We start from the raw sequence: 20,102 nt of genomic DNA on the forward strand, positions 1-20,102 counted from the left end.
TCAAATTAGAAAATTAATCCAAAAATACTTCATCCATTACTCTAAATCGTTATCATTCGCCAGAGAATGGATTAAAAGATTCATGCCAAAAGTTAAAAAAGTTTAGCGATTAACTATAAATCCTGGTTTTTAATTTTAGTTATTATTTTTAATCTGAATTATTCATACTTTAAAATTATAGGAACATATATATACCATGAAACTATTTAGGTATACCTAACAATAAATTTAGGTATGTCTAAAATTATTGTTTGAGATCTATAATTTAAAAATAACAAACAAAAAGGAGGTGAAAAAATGAGAAGACAAGTGATTTTAATAGTAATGACATTTGTTTTCGCACTGCTTCTTTGCGGAGCAGTCGCAGCAGCGACAACCGAAGGTGATTCTGGAAGCATAAATGTAACACAACAGTCAAATAACTCATCAGTCAATCAAAGTGAAAATGTAGAAGTAAAAGAAGCAAAACCAAAGATGGCGATATTTTTACATGACGCAGATTTAAGATCTGCCGAGGCATTTGATAAAATACCTGTTGCTGACAGACCAGTAAATCTAAGTATATATCGGACACTGAAAGCAGCAGAATATATCAATGAAACATTAGACCTTACAAAATACAGAGTTATCATTGTTCAAACAGGAGGGCACGGAGGAGCACCAACCCAGCAATTAAATGCAATGCTTCCATTACTTAGATCTGCACGCGACGCTGGTGCGGAAATTGCAATAATGGGTGTTGGGCACAACATAAGCACAATAAATCTTACACAACATCCTTTTATATCTGGATACTTCCAGAATCTGGTACATTTTGGAACTATCCCCAACAGCATAAACGCCCACAATTTGCTAAACTACACTTATTCAAAGTTCATGAATGGAACAGCCAATATCCATCCTCCTGCACATCTGCCAACACCAGGGATTTATCATCCTAATGCACCGGGCTTTTTTTTCAATAACACTGCAGATTATATTTCATGGGCTAAAAATCGGACGGACAACCGGTTCGACGCAACTAAACCAACTGTTGGTATTCTTGCATGTCCACAATTTACAAGTGGATATGTAATGGATGAATTTGTCCGCAAAATTGAGGAACACGGTGCAAATGTAATGATAGTTTATCCTGTTCGTGGCACGATAACTGATGTAAGCATAAGAAATCCAGAAATTCCGCTCTTTTACATGGACAGTAAGCCTCTAGTTGACGTGGTTATATCTTTCCACAACGTCGTTAAGACCATCCCAGATGAAATGAGGGTAGATCAATTTAAAGAGCTTAATGTATCCGTTCTTGGTGGAATTTCACTAGGAGGTATGTTTGGAAGGATGACTCCTGAAGAATGGAAGAACTCCACAAGAGGTGTTGATCTGGCGCATGTTGGGTTTATTTTTACACCGAAAGAACTGATTGGTGTTGCTGCCCCTACGGTGATTGCTGGTATTCACATAGACGAATCTGGAGCAAGGATTGATGTGCCTATACCAGAACAGATTACAAGACTTGTTGGTCGTGCAATAAATCATGCCCTGCTGAAGCACAAAGAAAATAAAGATAAAAATATTGCTATTATACACTTTGAATATGCTGCAGCTGGACTTAATATCCACAAAAGTTTAGAACAGTTACTCAGTGCAATGTACAGTGAAAAATACACTGTTAATCCAATGAACGAGAGTGAAATTACAAATGCAATGATAGCACACGGCCGTAATATCGGTATGTGGGCTCAATCTACTTTGGAGATGATGGTACAGAATCATAGAGATAAGCTTGTTCTGATCCCAATTTCTGAATATGAAAAATGGTTTAAAGATATTATACCTGAACATAGACAGAAAGAGGTGCTTGCATTCTGGGGAGAACCTGCAAATGGTTCTATGGTAGTAAAGCATGAGGGAAAACCATATTTTGTTATCCCTATGGTTAGAACAGGTAATATTATGATAATGCCACAACCATCCAGAAGCGGAGGAACTGTTGATGAAAGAGTTGTATACCATGATGCGAAAATGCCACCACATCACCAGTACATTGCGTTTTATCTCTGGCTGCAACGACAGAACATCGATGCAATTATCCACTTCGGTACACATGGAACACAGGAATGGTTGCCAGGTAAAGAAAGAGGGCTATCAGTAGATTGCTGGCCATCTCTTATGAGTGGTGAAATTCCTATAATTTACCCTTACATCGTCGATAATGTTGGAGAAGCAACCATAGCAAAGCGCCGTGGCGATGCTGTAATCATCAGTCACATGACACCACAACTGGTAGCAGCAGGCTTGCATGGAGATTTGAGAATTCTTCACGATATGATCCATCATTACAAAGAAATTCCAGATCCTGTTGTGCAGGATGGAGAACGGCGGCAGGTCATTAAAAAAGCGATCGATATGAACATTGATAAAGAGATGGGAATGCCGGGCTTTGAAGGGATTCCGTGGGATTTAAATCTTACTGATATGATCCACAAACACATTCATATGATCGAAAGTCAGGTGATACCTGTAGGGCTGCATATTCTCGGAGAAATTCCTAATAAGGCACTTATGAAAGAGACAGTGCTTAAGATGCTCGGTCCAGTATTTATCAAAGAGATCATAACGGTTGGTAACATAACAGGAGTTTATGAATGCAAAGTAGAAGAAGATGCAAGAGCCAGAGCAAAAGATATGTTGGATATGGCACTCCTCAATAAGACATCACTTATAGACATTCAGCGACAGATACTGAACAATAATTCATCAGATAAACTCACGAAGGATTTAGAAAAAGGAATATTATATTTTAAGAACTTCTTGCTTGTAGATAGTGAAATTAAATCTATTATAAGCGCTCTTTCAGGCGGGTTCATTCCTCCAAGTTCTGGAGGAGATCCGATTCGTAATCCTGAAAGTCTGCCTACTGGACGTAATCTTTACTCCTTCGATCCAAGAGAAATACCTACAAAAACTTCATGGGAAATTGGAAGAAATACTCTGCACGCATTTCTGGAAGAATATAATGCAACACATGGAAAGTATCCAGACAAGATAGCATTTATTCTATTTGCAGGTGAGACGATGCGCCATCGTGGTGTTGCAGAAGCACAGATTCTTTATGCACTCGGTGTTGAACCAGTATGGGACAGTAGCAATCGTGTGCGTACAGATATAAGAGTATCTAATGGTTTACGACTTATCCCTGATGATAAGCTTGGTCGTCCACGAATTGATGTTGTTGTCACTATAACCTGCCTTTATCGAGACACATTTTCATGCCGTGTTAATCTTATCGATGCGGCGGTGCGGCTTGTTGCCAATCATACAGAAAATGGACAAATAAATCATATACGGCGCAATTATCTTGAACTTAGAGATAAGTTAATGAAAGATGGTGTTTCGGATGAAAATGCAAACAGATTGGCATCAGCCCGTATATTTGGACCAGCATCTGGTGCTTATGGTCTCGGACTTGGAAATGCAGTTGCAGACAGTGGAACATGGGGTGAAAGAAGTGAATTAGCAAGTTTCTACCTCAATCGAATGGGTAATATCTATTCTGCAAATATGTGGGGAGAACATAATCGATCTGTCTTTGAACAGATCTTACGCAAGACAGATGTAGCTATTTTCAGCAGATCATCTAACAACTGGGGATTACTGACAACAGATCATCCATTTGAGTTCCTGGGCGGTCTAAGCATGGCGATTGAACATCTTGATGGAAGAAAACCACAATTGATGATCACTGATCTACGCAATCCATATGGAGATACCAAAATCATTTCATTAGATAGGATGCTTCGAACAGAGCTTCGAGCCCGACCTTATAATCCAAGGTGGATTAAGGGATTGATGGAGCATGGTTTCAGTGGAGCCAGAGAGATGTCAGATGTGATCACCAATCTATGGGGATGGCAGGTTACCACACCACATATTATCACAGATGATATGTGGAATGAGATGTTTGCTACTCTAATTCAGGACAAATACAATCTTGGCATGAATCAATTCTTTGACGCGAACAACCCGTGGGCACAACAATTAATAATGGTGCGGATGCTTGAAACAGTGGAAAGAGGCTGGTGGAATGCTGATTCTGCTATCATTCAAGAACTTACAAGGCAATATATGGAATCTGTTGCAAAGCATGGTTCAGGTTGTTCTGCTGCTCAGTGTGCTAATAAGCGATTCGATGAATTCATTGCCAGACACAGATTTAAAAATGTAACTGGTTCTCCAGCAACATTTGAACCAGGACAGCAATTACCAGCAACCTCAAATACACCCGGACAACCAGGAGTTACACCAGGAGCTTCACCAGGACAGTCAGGAGCTACAGCAACTGAGGTAGAAGCAGCAACTGCACAGGAACCATCAGCAGGAGAAACAGGTGAAAAGGGACAAAAGGCTTATGAGGTAGATAAAACTGATCCTGGCGCTTCTGGCATTCCTGACAAAACACTTACTTACGTTGCGACTGGATTAATTGGCATACTGCTGCTTCTTGGTGCAGGGTTCTTTAGAGAAAGTATCCTAAGCTTCTTAGGACTGTCCAGAAAATAAAAATTTCTTTCCCCCATTTTTATTTTTTTAAATAGAGCTTTAATTGGTATTTAAATTTATAATTTGATTCATTCAAATTAAAGTAATAAAAATAGGACTTAATACAGCTTAAAAGTAATAATTATTGGCTTAGTATTACAGATAAGCCTAAATAAAACCAGAAAGTAATAATAAACATTAAATAGAAAGTATTATATATGCTAAAAATGTAAAAATTGGACTGATTACTATGTTAGAATTATTATGGCAACTGGGAATATTATCAGCAGCCCTGGTGTTTGGTGTTAAAATAGGACTTGCAGCAGGATTCGCCGGTCTTTCAAAGAAGGCTACAGCAGCAATAGCAGCAGGATATGGTGCAGGAATATATATTTTGACATTTTTAATTTCAGGATACACCGATCTGGTATATAAAGTTATGTATGATTATAATTTTGCTATATTCACAGCTATGGCGCTTGTTATCATATATGCGGGTTTCCACACCATCAGAGAATGGAAGGTGCACCGTAAAAATCATGCTAAAGCATCGTGTGCTGCTATGATTGCACCCTGCCCCTGCTGTTTTGGAGCGGTTTTAGCAGCAATAGTGCTTGCATCCCCATTTATTGGAGTTTCAACAGCATTTGTTGGGCAATATGTGGCTGTTTTTTTAAGTATAACTGTACTGGCTTTTTATTTTGCATCTGGTGCAGTGGTTAGAATTACAAAGCAGCCTTACCCTATTTTACTTGGTAATTTCATGCTTTTTGTTGGATTTTACTTTTTAGCGTCTGCTATAGTTATTCCCAATATAAGTAAGGTTCTTCAATCCCCTATGAACCCAATGGATGTACCATCCACTGAAACACTGATCTATGCATCAGTATTTGTGCTTGTACTGATGTTTGCAGGATTTTATATAACAAAAAAGAAGAGTGATTTAATACAAAAATGAGGTGATATATGATGGTGGTAGTTCCTGGAAGTGATATGTTAGCAGCGGCTTTGCATGTGATATCGCAGAGCCTTCTTATACCGGTTATTGTGGGGCTTTTAGCCTTCATGGTTTATGCAATAATCAATTTTGGAGGTTTAATCTCAGAATATTCCGGTAGAATCAATTTTGATGCGGGAAAAGTGGAAAAACTTATAAAAGAAATTTCAAATCCGGGCACCCCAGAAAATATAATGGAAGTAGTGGAAAAGAGTGGTTTACCCCAAAACCACAAAGAAATACTCATAAAAATTGCCGGATCCAGCAATATAGGTTCTAAATCCAGAGAAGCTCTGGCAAGAAAATTAATAGAAAACGAAGAGCTTAAAATAGCTAAAAGTCTTGAAAAAACAGATATGGTCACAAGACTTGGACCCACACTGGGACTAATGGGCACACTGATACCTATGGGGCCAGGATTAGCAGCTCTTGGTGCTGGAAACATCGCCGGCCTGGCACAGGCCATAATAATTGCATTCGACACCACAGTAGTTGGACTTGCTGCAGGTGGTATTGCTTTTGTGATTTCCAAGGTCAGAAAACGCTGGTATGAGGACAACCTCACCACCCTGGAAACACTATCAGAATCAGTTCTGGAGGTTTTAGATGCTTCGAAGACAAAAACGCCGATTACTCAATAGAGAAGATGAAGACCCCATGGCAGGCTCAGCCAACCTCGTAGACGCCATGCTTGTACTGTCTGTAGGATTTTTAATATTTCTGGTTGTATCCTGGAATATGCAGAGTGTGATGTTCAGTGACGCATCACCAGAAGAGAAAAAACAGACCATGGAAGCCATGCAGAAAGCAGCTGAAATACAGCAGGGAAAAGAATTAAACAACACACCCCAAATTCAATCAGGCGAAGGAGAAGGGTTTGTTGAAATGGGAAGAGTGTACAAAGACCCTAAAACAGGTAAACTAATCATGATAGAAGGATAATTCCTTTTTTAAGCCCTTTAAATTATTATTTTTTAAAATTATAATATCAAATAGAAACATTTATATATATACTGAAATCATATTTCAGTTCAGTTGATTTGATCTTTAAGTTCTACAATATTTCAACGTGATTTTCTATGGATAAAAATATCAAATTACTGATACTTGGTGTAGCTGGGCTTTTTGCCCTGTTTATACTTTTAGTAGGTGTAGGTTTAATGATGGGTCCTATTGGTCCCATATTTGGAGGAACAGTTGCAGTCATACCTATCCAGGGTGAAATAGGTTATGCATCTTCAGATATACTTGGTGGAAGTATTACCAGTCCAGATACAATAAAAGATCAGATTAAAGATGCTGAAGAAGACCCCACCATAAATGCAATCCTTCTGGATATAAATAGTCCGGGAGGAACACCAGTTGCAAGTACAGAAATCATGGAAGCTGTTAAAAATTGTAGCAAGCCCGTTGTAGCATGGATAAGTGATACAGGAGCATCAGGTGCCTATCTTGTAGCATCAGGAGCAGATAAGGTTGTTGCAAGTAGATCATCATGGGTTGGAAGCATAGGCGTTATAATAACCCTAACAGATCTCTCTGATCTTTATAAAGCCATTGGAGTTGATATATACTCCATTAAAGCAGGTAGATTTAAGGACATGGGTGCTAATTACAGAGATTTAACCGGTGAAGAAAAGCAAATGCTCCAGGATATGATCAATGAAGAACATAATAATTTCATTTCCATTATTGCAGAAAACAGAAAATTAGACATTAACCACGTGAGAAGTTTAGCTGAAGGACAGGTATTCACAGGCGCACAGGCAAAGGAACTTAAATTAATTGACGAAACCGGTGGAAAGGATCAGGCTCTGGATATTGCAGCAGAGCTTGGAGGAATTGGAATTGGGGAGCAATACGAGGTTGTAACCATGACCCGGCCGCAGACAATTGAAGATATTTTAAGTGGTTTATCATCTAAAATTGGTTACTCTGTGGGCAGGGGAATTGGGAGTATAATTAAAAATGATAATCTTCAAAATTTATTTTATTAAAAAGTGACAATTAAATTTAAATCAAATAAAATCAAATAAGTAAGTTATACTTAAAAAAATATAGAATTTTAAAATAATTGAATTAACCCGAATACCTGGAGGTTAAGTTATGGTTGTTAAAGTTGAAGTATTTACATCTCCTTCATGCCCATACTGCCCTATGGCTATTGACGTTGTAGATGCGGTAAAAAAAGAAATGCAGGACGATATTGAAGTTGAAAAAATTGATATCATGAAAAACCGGGAAAAAGCAGTTGAATACGGCTTAATGGCAGTTCCTGCCGTTGCTATTAACGGCGTTATTAAATTTGTTGGTGCTCCTTTAAAGGAAGAACTGGAAAAAGCAATTAAAGAAGAAATTGTTCGATGAAAAAAATGGAAGTTCACAGTGAATCTTTTCTTGGAGGGTCAAAAAACTATAATCTGGGGAAATTAACTGAAAAAAAACAAAATCCTCCTTATGGGATTACTACAGGAAGCGGTGCAGCAGCTGCGGCTCTTGCTGCATTTTTATCCCTGAAAAATAAGAAGATACCTGCTGTAACTGTTGATTCTCCTTTTGGAAAACTTGATATTGATGTTTACTGTTTTAAAAAATTAAATTCTAATTCTGGAAGGGCATGCATAATCAAAATGCCCTATAACGACCCTGATGTTACCAAGAACCTTAAAATATGTGCTGATGTCAGGATCAATGATTTTAACAAAATAACAGTGAAAGGCGGTAAAGGGGTGGGTGTTGTAACAAAGCCTGGCCTTCAGGTTCCTGTTGGTAAACACTCCATAAATCCAGTTCCTATGCAGATGATAAAATCTAACCTCCAAAAAGTTCTCCCTGATGGAAAAGGGGCTGAAGTAACTATTTTTGTGCCCCGTGGAGAAGAAATTGCAAAAAAAACTATGAACTCCCGTCTTGGAATTACAGGAGGAATTTCAATACTTGGAACAACAGGTATTGCTCGCCCCATGTCTTCTAATGCTTATAAAAAGTCCTTAGCATGCCAGATTGATGTTGCAGTTGCTGAAGAATTCAAAGATCTGATTTTTGTCCCGGGAAATATTGGAGAACGAATTGCAAAGGAAATTTTAGATGTTAATGAAGACCAGATAGTCCAGATGGGAAACTTTGTGGGTTTTATGCTTGATAAAGCCCAAAAGAAGGGAGTTTGTAAAATTACATTGCTGGGACACGCTGGAAAAATCGTTAAAATTGCGGCTGGAATATTTAACACCAAAAACAGTGTTGCAGATGGAAGACGTGAAATAATAGCGGCTTACTGCGGACTTTCAGGTGCTGACAGACAATTAATAGATCAAATTTTTAGATCAAAAACCACTGAGGATATGATAGATATTTTAGATAGAGAAAACATGACTCTGGACGTTTTTAGTAGGATAGGAGAAGCTGTTAAAGAAAAATGTCAGGAAAGAGTGGAAATAGATTTTGATGTTATTATTGTTAGAATGGATGGTAGGATCCTTAACAAGCCCTGAAATCCTATTAATTAAACATAAATTCATAACTGCTTCTTTTAATTAATGATATGCATTTAAACTGATCTAATTACATTTAAAATCATCTGTATTTAATAGATTGGAGCTGAAAATCATGGAAAAATCATTCACCCACCTTTCAAAAAAAGGTGTTCACATGGTAGAAGTATCAGATAAACCAGTTGTAAAAAGAACTGCTATAGCAAAGGGTAAAATAGATCTGCAAAAAGAAACCATCAGGCTCATTGAAAATGAGGAAATAAAGAAGGGTAATGTGCTTACAACAGCCCAAATTGCAGCTATAAGTGCTGTAAAGTCAACACATCATCTTATTCCCTTGTGCCACTCCCTTAAAATTACAGGGGTTGATGTGGGGTTTAATGTAAATAGTGAAGATATTGAAGTTGAAATCAGTGTTACGTCCCTTGGAAAAACCGGCGTTGAAATGGAAGCACTTACAGGAGCAAGTGTAGCACTTTTAACCATCTGGGACATGGTAAAAAGTGTCGAAAAAGATGAAAACGGCCAATATCCTTCAACTAAAATTTCTGACATTGTTGTTGTTAAAAAAGAGAAAAAATAATTGACTTATCTTTTATTTTTAACTTTTTACTGCTCCACCAATAGCGCCACCAATTCCCATCAGGATCAAAGACTGGATGATGGATATAACAACAAGTATTATTCCGGCTGCAAGTCCTGCTAAAAACCCTGCAATACCTGCAAACAATGCTCCACCAATTACGATCAGCACAGCAAGCACTATTCCTCCAAAAGCACCGGCTACGGCTGCATTCCAGGCACCATTCAAGACTCCGCCGCCGACCATTAAACCAACAATCAAGCCTGCTACAAACAATCCAAAATAAAAGCCTATCGCACCTGCAAAGCCAAATAATGCAGGCAATATAATGGATAAAATAAACCCAATTACTACTGCTCCCCAGTTTACCATTTAAATACCTCCTTTAGATAAATTATTATTATGTTCTTACTTTTTAATATATTTTTCTTTTTAATCCTGAAAATCCCTTTAAAATAAAGGTAATTGCCTGTTAGAAACATGCTGGAATTACTGGAATGATTTCAGGTTTTATCTTTCTAATTTTAACTTATTACCTGTATAATTTGTTCTACATTTAAGAATTTTTGTTATATACAACTTTGTGATTAAAAACTCACAGAATAATATAAAAAGTATTGGAAACTACTAAAACTATGGAAACACTAAATCCAGAAATCAAAGATATAATCGCTGATTGCTATCCTCAAATCAAAGAGCTTAACCCTGCTCAAAAAGCAGTTGTAGATTCAGGATTACTTGAAAATAACTCTAATTACATAATAGCTATTCCAACTGCAAGTGGAAAAACACTTCTTGGATTAATTACAGCATTAAATACGATTTTAAAGGGAGGTAAAGTGGTATATGCTGCTCCCTTAATATCAATTCAGAATGAAAAGCTTGCAGAATTTAAAAAGTTTGAAAAATTTGATATCAAAGTAGGAAAGCATCCAGGTTCCGCGGATTTATCAGTAATGGTCTTTGAATCATTTGATGCAATAACAAGATTTTCATGGAACACTCTTCGTGAAATTGATCTTCTAATTATTGATGAATTTCACATGATTGGTGAATATTCTCGAGGTCCGACAATTGAATGTGCGATAAGTCGATCAAAAATAATAAACCCTTCTCTTAGAATTATTGCACTTTCAGCAACGCTCAAGAATATGCAGGAGCTTTCAAGCTGGTTAAATGCAGAAGTTGTGGAGCATGATTACAGACCAGTTCCCCTCTATAAAGATATACTCATAACTGAAGAATATGGATTAAAAAACAAGAATGACATCGTTTTACGTGTTTTGAATGAATCCATTGAAGATTCATCCCAGATCCTTGTTTTTGTATCTACCCGCAGGTTTACAGAGTCTCTTGCAAATTATATCTCTGGAAAAATCAAGAAAAAGATTCCAAAAGATAAAAAACTGGCTTTTAGAGCTGTAGCTGAAAAAATACTGGATGTTCCAAGAAAAAAAGGATCACAGCCAACTTCTATTTGTTTAAAACTTGCAGAATACGCCCAAAATGGTGTAGCATTCCACCATGCAGGCCTTTTTGATAAGCAACGCCAGATAATTGAAGAAGAGTTCCGTGCAGGTAACCTTTTAATGATAACTGCCACTCCAAGCCTCATGTATGGAGTAAATCTTCCATCTAAAAACGTTATAATAAGAGATTACACTCGCTGGACATCACAGGGACCTCAAAGTATTCCTGTGTTTGATTATGAGCAAATGTCAGGTCGTGCAGGTCGGCCGGGCTATGATACTGAAGGATATTCTTATTTAATTGCTAAAACGTTAGATGAAGCTTATAATTTAAAAGATCATTATATTCATGGAGAAATAGAATTAACAAACTCCAAACTGATAGAGAATAAAGATGCTGTTTACAGGCAGATAATAGCTCAAATTGCATCTTCACTTGCTAAAAACCCACATGATATCATTGAATTTTTTGGTAAAACATTTTATGGTTTCCAGATGAATACCAACGATTTTTTTGGCACTCTTTCAGTTGATACCATGGAATACGAGATAAATAACGCCCTTGAATTCCTTGTTCACAATGGAATTATTCAACTAACTCCAGAAGGGCTTAAAGCCACAGATTTGGGTAATTTAATTGCAAGAAGCAACTATTCTGTAGAAACAGCAGTTAGACTTAAAGAATATGCAAAAAGAGGAGATATTGATATATATCAACTTATTTATGATATTTCAAGGACTCCGGACATGCCTAAAATTTCATTTAAAAGCCGTAAGAGCAAAGAACCTGTAATGGATAAATTAAACGGCTCTGGAATCTTTGCATGCGATATTGGCAATGATGAAGCCACAGCAGCAGCTCTTTTAGAATGGATAGATGAGAAAAGTGAATATGAAATTGAGAATGCATTTAATGTGTATGCTGCAACCACAAGAAGGGCGGCTTATGAAGCATCGCGAATGGTAAAATTCTTTAAAGAAATCTGTCATGTTTTAAACAGTTATTCATACTCCAGCGACCTTGATAAGCTATCAGCACGTCTTTACCATGGAGTTCGTGAAGATATCATTCCACTTGTTGTAAGCGTTAAACGACTTGGACGAAAACGTGCGCGCGCACTTGTAGATGCATTTGGAAGTGATTTAAGATATGTTTCAATGGATGAACTTCTTAAAATAGATGGAATAGGGCCTAAAACTGCTGAATCAATTATGAAGAAGTTTGGTAAAGAAGAATTCGTCAAGTTTGAGCCTTAATCAATATTATATAAGAGATTTATATGTTAGGACTAGAAAGTCTTGATTTTTCAAAGAAAATTGAAAAAAATGAACTTTTAATTATCCTAAAGAAAGAAGCCTCAGATATCCCAATAATAGAAATTATGAAGGCCTGTAATTTCTTAAGAGAAGACAGAAAATATTTATGCCCTGTAAAAGAAAATCAGAAAAATAATCCCCGGGCTGTTTGCGGATTTTGCATTGCTGAACAGGATGAGGATATGCTCTAATAATTTTTTGAGGTTTATTATGGCTGAAACTATTGAAGATCTTGACTTTTCAAAGAAAATTTCAAAAAAAGAGCTTCTGGACGTTTTAAAGAAGGAAGCCTCACGAATTCACATGTATGACATAATGATGGCCTCTACATTCATTCAGGAAGATGCAAAGTACATGCAGGCAGGTTACAGAGAAGAATTTGTTGAAAGATTCACCAGAGCATTTATAAATCGTTTTAAAGACATAAAAGAAGACAAAGAGGAATACAGTGGATATGTTGATAATAATAAGCTTAAAGAGTTTATAGATGTACTTGAAAAGCAGATAAAGGAATCCAGTATCAGACAGGAGCTTTATTTTCTTCGTTTAGCAAAAATTGTTTCCATTTATACTACATTTATATTAGAAGCGTCAATCCACCCGGTTGGGACTTCATTTCCAGGAGGATTTAAAGTTAGATTTAAAAATGGAGAATATTTATGTCCTGTAAAGGAAAAACAGTTGAATACTCCTGGCGCTTTGTGCAGATTCTGCGTTTCAAAACAGGATAAAAATGTAATTAGCAAATAATCGGAGACATCAGCAGAATTATATTATTTACCCACTAATAATTTGAACGTTTCTTCAGCTTCAGCCTCAGATGCGACCCCTACAGCCACAATATCTATGAATTCAACTGTTTTTATGTAATTAAAACCATCTTCAGGAGTTAAAATTCCTGCAGCAAGTGTTCTATTTGCAATAATTGTTTTATCTATTTTTTTTATCAATTCTCCAAGTTCAGCGCGTTCTTTATCCATAAAAAAGTCAGTATCCATAAGATAACCTGTTTTATTTATGGGTATCATATAAACTTCAAATAAATCAAGTACTGGTGACTTTAACAGGTTTTTTGTGGTATTAAATGGTCTTTGTGTTGCAAGACCTGCAATTGCACCTGTTTGGCTGATATCTTCAAGTTTCCCTGCTAAATATTCATAATCTAACTCATCAGTCACTGCATCATGAATAAGCATTGAACTTGCTCCAAACTCATTTAAAAGCTCAATATCCTCACTTTCACATCCAGATCTTACGGTACCGACAATATTTAACTTGCAGCCATCTTTAATGGCCCATTTAAGGGCTTTGACCACAGGTTCGTATGGTATAAGTTGAATACCTGTAATTCCAAGTTCATATGACTTTTTAATTATTTTTGTTATGTTTTCAGGTTTATCATAGAGATCTAACTGGTATAATCTTGACCGATGTCCAAAGTGAGCAGCTCCTATAAATGGAGATGTTCCAAGAAGTGTTCTTGGTATCTCCATGTCCCTGATTTTAATAGTTCCTTCAAACATTTTATTCCCAATTTATTCCTTTTCCACTTTAACTGCAGTACCATAGGCTAAAATTTCCTGCATTATATCTGATATGTCATTTGAATCAAAACGAACACTTATAACTGCATTGGCGCCCATGGATTTAGCATGGTCAACCATCCGGTTAAGTGCTTCATCTCTGGACTGTTCCATCATTTTAACGTATTCTTTGATTTCTCCACCGAACATGGAACGTATTCCTGCACCTATTTGTCCTCCCAGACCCCTGCTTCTTACAGTTAATCCATATACAAAGCCAAGAGTTTCATATGCTTTATATCCGGGCACATAATTAGAACTAACAACAATGAATTCATCTATTTTCATATCAGTGCCTCCAGCTTATATTAAACAGATTATTTATTCAATCCCTAAAATAGTTTTTGAATATTTTTTAAAAAAGCTGTTTAATATCCTGGAACTGTTCATGCATCCAGGTATAAACATTTCTTTCATGCACAGTTTTTTTAAGTCCTTCAATAAGACGTTCTCTCTCTTCAGGACTCATCATAATTGCCCTGTAAATTGCATCTGCTGTTTGGGTGATATCATAAGCATTAACCGTGATAGAATTATCTTTAAGCTCTTCGTAGGAGCCAGCTCCGTTTGACATTATTAAAACACCGCTGTTCTCGTTTACCACTGGTCCTTCCTTTGCAACGATATTCATGCCGTCTACTATGGGATTTACAAGTAAGCAATCATAATGTTTAAATGCAGCAGTTACAAGGTTATAATCTGCCTTGAAAATCTGTTCAATTGGTTTCCAGCCATCTTTTGAGTATCTTTCATTGATTGAATCAATCATTTTGTAAGTTTCATCCTTATAATCGCAGTATTCTTTGATCTGCTGTCTTGTGGGCATTCCTGTAGATAAAAATTTGACTTTCCCGTGAAATTCTGGATGTTTTTGCAGGAACAGTTCATAAGCCATAAATCCTCTGATTATATTCTTACTTAGATCAGCTCTATCCGTCCTGTATATTAAAAAGCAATCCCCTTTAATCTGCCTGATTAATTCTTCTTTTTTGAGCACTTCTGAACTTTTAGAATTTTCTAATAATTTTTTATCATCAACAGATATAGGGTAATGTTTTACAGAAATAACACGCCCATCATACCATATTAAACCTTTTTCATAGTCCACTTTGTCCACATACGGCTCAGAGGTGTAAAGAAAATTCATTACATATTTTTTTACATGTAATCCCAGGATATCATTAGATAATAGTCCTTTAACAATTGCTTCCTGCATATATTCTGGTAATATTCCAAAATATTCTGATTGTGGCCATGGAATATGTACAAAATGGCTTAAAAAAACATCATCAATCTTTTCTCTGATATATCCAGGACATGTGTAAAGGTGATAGTCCTGTAACATAATAAGGGGTTTTCTTTCATCTGTTTCAGCTTCTTCAATTATTTTTTCTGCAAACATTTTGTTTACATACACATAACTATCATGCCATGCTTTATGCATTTTATCGTCAATTACAGGTACATATGGAGTATTCCACATGTAATGCTGAACAAACCAGAGAAGCGGGTTGCTAATGATACTGTAATAATCTTTATAAATCTCCTGATCCACCACGACAAAAGAAACACAAAAATCTGGATTTTCCTCAGGAACTGGCACCAGACATTTCTCATATTTTCCTGCCACTTCTCTATCACCGTCTGTCATGGCGCTTGCAACCCATGTTCCTTCAACTTCGCTCATAAATGGAAGTAAAGTAGATACAAGTCCTCCAGCACCTCTTTTCATTTCTATTTTCCCCTTATTTAGATAAAATTCTACAGGCCCTCTGTTTGAGGCAACAATTAAGTTTTTATCCATTAAAAACGTCTTTATCTCTTCACGGGTTTTATTCTGTGACATTTTAGTTCCTCCATTTTAACGATATAACTTTATTAATATTATATAACAACTAATTTAAATTAATTTTCATTTATAGAAAAAATAAAAAACAGAATAAGAAAAATAGTTTAAATTCTTTTATACTATTATCTATAAAGTAGTTCTATTAGTTTAACAAATTTAGAGAAATGATACTGGTGAAAAAATGGAACAAAGAGTAATTATAGCTGATCAAATAAACGAAAAAGGAATTAAAGAGCTTGAAGATGTTGCCGAAGTCGTGGTAGACACTTCAATTACACAAGAAGAGCTCATTAACAAAATTAAAGATTTTGATGCTATTGTTGTAAGAAGCAGAACTAAAGTTACTCGTGATGTAATAGAGGCAGCGGATAAACTTAAAATAATAGCAAGGGCAGGAGTAGGTGTGGACAATGTTGATGTTGAAGCAGCTACAGAAAGAGGAATAATGGTGGTAAATGCACCTGAATCAACGTCCATCACTGTTGCAGAACATGCCATGGGGCTTATAATGTCACTTGCAAGAAAAATTTCCATAGCTGACCGGTCAGTTAAAGAAGGAAAATGGGAAAAAAGCAGTTTCATGGGGATAGAGCTAAACGGCAAGACTCTGGGGATCATAGGTATGGGTAGAATTGGAACCCAGGTTGCAATACGGGCCAAGGCATTTGGAATGGAAATACTGGTCTATGACCCCTACATAACAGAAGAAGCAGGAGCAGAGCTTGGAGTGACTGTTGTTGGATTTGATTACTTACTTAAAAACTCCGATGTGATGACAATACACGTACCGCTCACTCCTGAAACAAAACACTTCATAGCAAAAGAAGAATTTAAAATAATGAAAGAAAATGCAATTATAGTAAACTGTGCAAGGGGGGGTATAATTAATGAAGATGATCTTTACCTGGCCCTTAAAGAAGGTAAAATTGCAGGTGCAGGGCTGGATGTGTTTGAAAACGAGCCTCCAGAAGGTAGCCCACTTTTAAAACTGGATAATTTAGTTGCAACTCCACATATTGGTGCTTCCACTAAAGAAGCGCAAAGGGACGCTGCATTAATCGTTGCAAATGAAGTTAAGAAGGTATTCATGGGTGAAGCACCTAAAAATGTTTTAAACATGCCTGTTTTGGATCCAGAAACCTTCCAGATCATTAAACCCTATCTTAAGCTTTCTGAGAAATTAGCAAATTTCCTTATTCAGGCTGCAAAAGGAAACATCACTGAAGTTGATGTAACATATTGTGGAGAATTAGGGGACTTTCCAAGAATAGACATATTGAGTAGAACTGTATTAAAAGAAATATTAAATTCTATCCTTACAGAGCCTGTAAACATGATAAATGCGCCTACAATTGCTAAAAAAAGGGGTGTGGTCATTACAGAAAGTAAAAGAAGTGAAGCAGAAGGATATAAAAGTCTCATAAAAGTTAAAATTAAGTCAGATGAAGGGGAGTTAAGCATTGAAGGCACTGCTACTAAAGAACCAAGGATTGTAAGAATTGATGAATACTGGGTCAACGTGAAACCTGAAGGGACAATGGTTATAGCAAGATATAAAGATATTCCGGGAAGTATCGGTACAATTGGAACCAAACTCGGAGAACATGGAATAAACATCGCTAAAATGCAGGTCGGTAGAGAAGCCCCTGGTGAAGAAGCTGTAATGGTTATAACAGTCGACCAGATGGTTCCAGCAGAAGTGGTTGACGAAATCAGGGCATTGGAGCATGTTTATGATGCAGTTTATGTCCAGCTTTAAAAAAAGTATAAATGCTTAGATTACTTTAAAATCAACCATATTTCCAAAAGTGTCATAAGCTATTATGCTTTCCCTATCATATGGTTCAGCAATAATCATGTGAAAAATACCTTTTTTAGAAAAAAAGTGTAAATCTGCATCTGAGGGACCTGCACTGTAGCCTGGATGGCTGTGAACTGATCCAATGGAATTGGTGGTAAGGGGCTGCATGAAAACCTGCATTACTGCGCCTTCGTTTGAAGTTTCAACTGGAAGAAAGATCAGCCCTGTTACTCTAAGCACGTGTCCTTCAATTTTACCCTCCAGAAGGGCCATGAACTCATCTGGATATGATTCCTTAGCAATATTCATTATCTCTTCTATAACTTCTCTGTCAACATGTACCTCTTTAATTTCCTGTCTGGAAGTCCCCAAAATTTTTCCTAAGATATCGTTGAGTTTCATTTTATCTTTTCCTGTTTAACCTTTAATTAGCGTTTCGCTGAAAAACTGGTCATCGAAGATTGGCAGATTAGAATCAACATAAATTCTTTTTCGTTTAGATCGCACTTTTTTCTTCTCTACTGGATTATAACCTTCAATTATTATTTCTTTTTTATAAATCCCCACGCCCCGACGTTGCCATGAAGGGAGTTCCGCCATGTTTATATTCCTTTCAAATAGAATATCATGAAGATCGCTGCTTTTTTTGTTTTTTAAAATGTACATGGCTTCCTTTTTGCTATATTCTGTTCTAAGAGTCCAGTAGGCATATCCGTTAATGCAGTTTCTCCAGGCTTCATTTTGACGTTCTTTAAAATATTCCACAACAAGTGCTGAAGAGAGGGGAATTATCCTTGAATCAAAAGAAATAGGCCTTTTAACCTGAATTCCATTATCAAAGACATTTTTTGTAAAGCTTCCCGCCATAAAGCTTGCAAAAACAGAATTTAATTTTTCAATTCGGCCTCCAAAAGGTATATCTGATAATATAATGTTTATTTCATCCGAGAATATGTAAATAAATCGTGGACTAAACTCTTTAAAAAAATCAATGGATGTATTAACCATGAATTTTGCAAAATTCATGTCAAAGGGTTTTTCAAACTTAAAATCATGTGACAACCTTGAAAATTTTCTGCCGTCAATTCTTGCAACAATTTCAGACCCACACGGAACCTTCAAATTTGAAAAAATTTCACATTCTTTCATGACAATCAAATATATACTTAAAAATAATAAAGTGTTCAGGAAGTTTTAAGTTCCTATTATTAAATTCTCATTTAAGCTTTTTAAAAGCTTAATTGCAGAATATGCGGCTAAAACACTTGTTTTAGGGTTCATGGAACATCTAACATTCCGTGTGATTGTAGTAAATTCTCCTGAATCTCCTATAACATGAACTTCGTGCATATTCCTATCTACAGATGGATCAGCTATTATTTTAACGTCAACATCTTGTCCACAGGCAAGGCTAAGGGCTGCAGCTACATTAATGTTTGTTGGAAATTCTTTAACTGCTTTTGATGCTTTTCCTTCATATAGAATGGTTTCGCCTTCTGCTTTTATACCCAGTGATTTAGGTGGCTTTCTTGTAATCAAAGAAGCTTTCCTTATTTTACCAATAGAAGCAGCTTTAACTCCATCCAGGCCTACAATAGCTCCTGAAGGCGCATATATTTTAGCCCCTGTTGAAGCTGCAATATTTTCAAGATTTTTTTTAAGTTTAAAATCCATTAAAGCTCCAACACTCATTATAAGAACATTTTTACCGCATTTTAAGATTTGAGGAACGATTTCAGCTACAGCCTCTGGAGATGCAGCTTCAATTACCAGATCTACTTTGTCTAACATGTCCCCGGCTTCAAGGACAACAATACCATCAAGTTGAAGCGCTAAATTTTCAGCCCTTTCAATGTCTCTATCATAAAAATACTTAATATCAACACCTAATTTACCTTCAGCTGCGAAATTTGTTATTATATTGGCTATAGCGCCACAACCTATAATCCCTACTTTCATAAACTTCACTATACTTGTGCAGATGGTACAGGCGTAGTTGATACTTCTGGACTGATTAAAATAATGTCACCTACAGCCTGAACTCGGTCATAAGATATGTCTATGGTGCCTTCTTCTTTTAAAGGTCTTATTTCATCAGCTTCAGGTACAAAACGCATGCTGGTTTTTATAACGTCTCTTATTCCCACACTTCTTTTATCAGGGGCCATGGCCCTTGCTTTAAGAACAGACACTCTTCCTTTTTTTATGTTCAATATAACATCCTGGACTCTTCCAATATATTTTCCCCTTGTAGTGTACACATCTAAGTTGTACAGGCTGGATAAATCGACCATTTTTTTACCACCATATCTTTTAACTTTTTATATAAATTTAAATAACTAAATAAGATTTAAGCTGTTTGTATACTTAAATATTTCGAAAATGGAGCTGTAAAGTTAGCTGGTGCTGGAGGCATTCATCAGTTTTTTGCCCATTAATTTCTTTCTTTTTTAAATAGATCAAAGATTTCAACTTA

Annotated in this window: 20 protein-coding genes; 12 read left to right on the forward strand and 8 right to left on the reverse strand. The window is 36.4% G+C overall.

Going from position 1 to position 20,102, the window contains the following annotated elements; translation table 11 throughout:
- The first annotated feature begins 297 nt into the window (after positions 1 to 297).
- The 8 genes from PQ963_07975 (at position 298) to moaC (ending at position 9,607) form a co-directional block, all read left to right on the forward strand.
- Positions 298 to 4,557 carry a cobaltochelatase subunit CobN gene (locus PQ963_07975; protein ID MEN4029598.1) on the forward strand — a complete coding sequence of 1,420 codons (4,260 nt, stop codon included), beginning with the start codon at positions 298 to 300 and terminating at the stop codon, positions 4,555 to 4,557.
- Between the two features lie 229 nt (positions 4,558 to 4,786).
- Positions 4,787 to 5,494, forward strand: coding sequence for a DUF2162 domain-containing protein (locus tag PQ963_07980; protein MEN4029599.1), 708 nt, complete (start codon positions 4,787 to 4,789; stop codon positions 5,492 to 5,494).
- A gap of 11 nt (positions 5,495 to 5,505) precedes the next feature.
- Entirely contained in the window at positions 5,506 to 6,174 is a 669-nt protein-coding gene (locus tag PQ963_07985; protein MEN4029600.1) for a MotA/TolQ/ExbB proton channel family protein, read from the forward strand.
- A complete protein-coding gene (locus PQ963_07990) occupies positions 6,140 to 6,475 on the forward strand; it encodes a DUF2149 domain-containing protein (GenBank protein MEN4029601.1) in 336 nt (111 codons plus the stop codon). The genes PQ963_07985 and PQ963_07990 overlap by 35 nt, the downstream gene beginning before the upstream one ends.
- Positions 6,476 to 6,612: 137 nt before the next feature.
- Complete coding sequence (gene sppA / locus PQ963_07995; GenBank protein MEN4029602.1) at positions 6,613 to 7,530, forward strand: signal peptide peptidase SppA; 918 nt, start codon at positions 6,613 to 6,615, stop codon at positions 7,528 to 7,530.
- A gap of 109 nt (positions 7,531 to 7,639) precedes the next feature.
- On the forward strand, positions 7,640 to 7,900 hold the full coding sequence (locus PQ963_08000; GenBank protein MEN4029603.1) for an MJ0307 family thioredoxin: 261 nt from the start codon (positions 7,640 to 7,642) through the stop codon (positions 7,898 to 7,900).
- The gene (cbiD, locus tag PQ963_08005) at positions 7,897 to 9,024 is read left to right on the forward strand and encodes a cobalt-precorrin-5B (C(1))-methyltransferase CbiD (protein ID MEN4029604.1); all 1,128 of its coding nucleotides are present in this window, start codon (positions 7,897 to 7,899) and stop codon (positions 9,022 to 9,024) included. Before PQ963_08000 ends, cbiD begins: the two co-directional genes overlap by 4 nt.
- A 115-nt stretch (positions 9,025 to 9,139) precedes the next feature.
- On the forward strand, positions 9,140 to 9,607 hold the full coding sequence (gene moaC, locus PQ963_08010) for a cyclic pyranopterin monophosphate synthase MoaC (protein MEN4029605.1): 468 nt from the start codon (positions 9,140 to 9,142) through the stop codon (positions 9,605 to 9,607).
- An 18-nt stretch (positions 9,608 to 9,625) separates the two neighbouring features.
- Here moaC and PQ963_08015 read toward each other — a convergent pair whose 3' ends face one another.
- Complete coding sequence (locus PQ963_08015; protein ID MEN4029606.1) at positions 9,626 to 9,979, reverse strand: DUF5518 domain-containing protein; 354 nt, start codon at positions 9,977 to 9,979, stop codon at positions 9,626 to 9,628.
- A gap of 263 nt (positions 9,980 to 10,242) precedes the next feature.
- On the opposite strand from PQ963_08015, the gene PQ963_08020 reads away from it, so the two are divergent.
- From PQ963_08020 to PQ963_08030, 3 genes are read left to right on the forward strand one after another with little or no spacing between them, the layout of a single operon-like run.
- Positions 10,243 to 12,333, forward strand: coding sequence for a DEAD/DEAH box helicase (locus tag PQ963_08020; protein MEN4029607.1), 2,091 nt, complete (start codon positions 10,243 to 10,245; stop codon positions 12,331 to 12,333).
- Between the two features lie 23 nt (positions 12,334 to 12,356).
- Positions 12,357 to 12,584, forward strand: coding sequence for a DUF2115 family protein (locus PQ963_08025; protein ID MEN4029608.1), 228 nt, complete (start codon positions 12,357 to 12,359; stop codon positions 12,582 to 12,584).
- A gap of 19 nt (positions 12,585 to 12,603) precedes the next feature.
- Positions 12,604 to 13,143: a DUF2115 domain-containing protein gene (locus PQ963_08030; GenBank protein ID MEN4029609.1), complete on the forward strand. Its 540-nt coding sequence runs from the start codon at positions 12,604 to 12,606 to the stop codon at positions 13,141 to 13,143.
- 23 nt (positions 13,144 to 13,166) lie between these two features.
- On the opposite strand, the gene PQ963_08035 is transcribed toward PQ963_08030, so the two are convergent.
- From PQ963_08035 to PQ963_08045, 3 genes are all read right to left on the reverse strand, one after another.
- Positions 13,167 to 13,916: a hypothetical protein gene (locus PQ963_08035; protein ID MEN4029610.1), complete on the reverse strand. Its 750-nt coding sequence runs from the start codon at positions 13,914 to 13,916 to the stop codon at positions 13,167 to 13,169.
- A 12-nt stretch (positions 13,917 to 13,928) separates the two neighbouring features.
- A complete protein-coding gene (locus PQ963_08040; GenBank protein MEN4029611.1) occupies positions 13,929 to 14,264 on the reverse strand; it encodes a heavy metal-binding domain-containing protein in 336 nt (111 codons plus the stop codon).
- Positions 14,265 to 14,331: 67 nt separating this feature from the next.
- On the reverse strand, positions 14,332 to 15,822 hold the full coding sequence (locus PQ963_08045; protein ID MEN4029612.1) for a trehalose-6-phosphate synthase: 1,491 nt from the start codon (positions 15,820 to 15,822) through the stop codon (positions 14,332 to 14,334).
- 184 nt (positions 15,823 to 16,006) lie between these two features.
- Between PQ963_08045 and serA the strand changes: the two genes are divergently transcribed.
- A complete protein-coding gene (gene serA / locus PQ963_08050) occupies positions 16,007 to 17,584 on the forward strand; it encodes a phosphoglycerate dehydrogenase (protein ID MEN4029613.1) in 1,578 nt (525 codons plus the stop codon).
- Positions 17,585 to 17,599: 15 nt separating this feature from the next.
- On the opposite strand, the gene PQ963_08055 is transcribed toward serA, so the two are convergent.
- From PQ963_08055 to PQ963_08070, 4 genes are read right to left on the reverse strand one after another with little or no spacing between them, the layout of a single operon-like run.
- Entirely contained in the window at positions 17,600 to 18,028 is a 429-nt protein-coding gene (locus PQ963_08055; GenBank protein ID MEN4029614.1) for a Mov34/MPN/PAD-1 family protein, read from the reverse strand.
- A 15-nt stretch (positions 18,029 to 18,043) separates the two neighbouring features.
- On the reverse strand, positions 18,044 to 18,775 hold the full coding sequence (locus PQ963_08060; GenBank protein ID MEN4029615.1) for a tRNA(His) guanylyltransferase Thg1 family protein: 732 nt from the start codon (positions 18,773 to 18,775) through the stop codon (positions 18,044 to 18,046).
- Positions 18,776 to 18,820: 45 nt separating this feature from the next.
- Complete coding sequence (locus PQ963_08065; protein MEN4029616.1) at positions 18,821 to 19,585, reverse strand: aspartate dehydrogenase; 765 nt, start codon at positions 19,583 to 19,585, stop codon at positions 18,821 to 18,823.
- Positions 19,586 to 19,593: 8 nt separating this feature from the next.
- Positions 19,594 to 19,920 (reverse strand): PRC-barrel domain-containing protein, encoded by a 327-nt coding sequence (locus tag PQ963_08070; GenBank protein ID MEN4029617.1) that lies wholly within the window; start codon positions 19,918 to 19,920, stop codon positions 19,594 to 19,596.
- Positions 19,921 to 20,102 lie beyond the last annotated feature (182 nt).

This window comes from Methanobacterium sp. (assembly GCA_039666455.1).
Taxonomy (GTDB): domain Archaea; phylum Methanobacteriota; class Methanobacteria; order Methanobacteriales; family Methanobacteriaceae; genus Methanobacterium_D.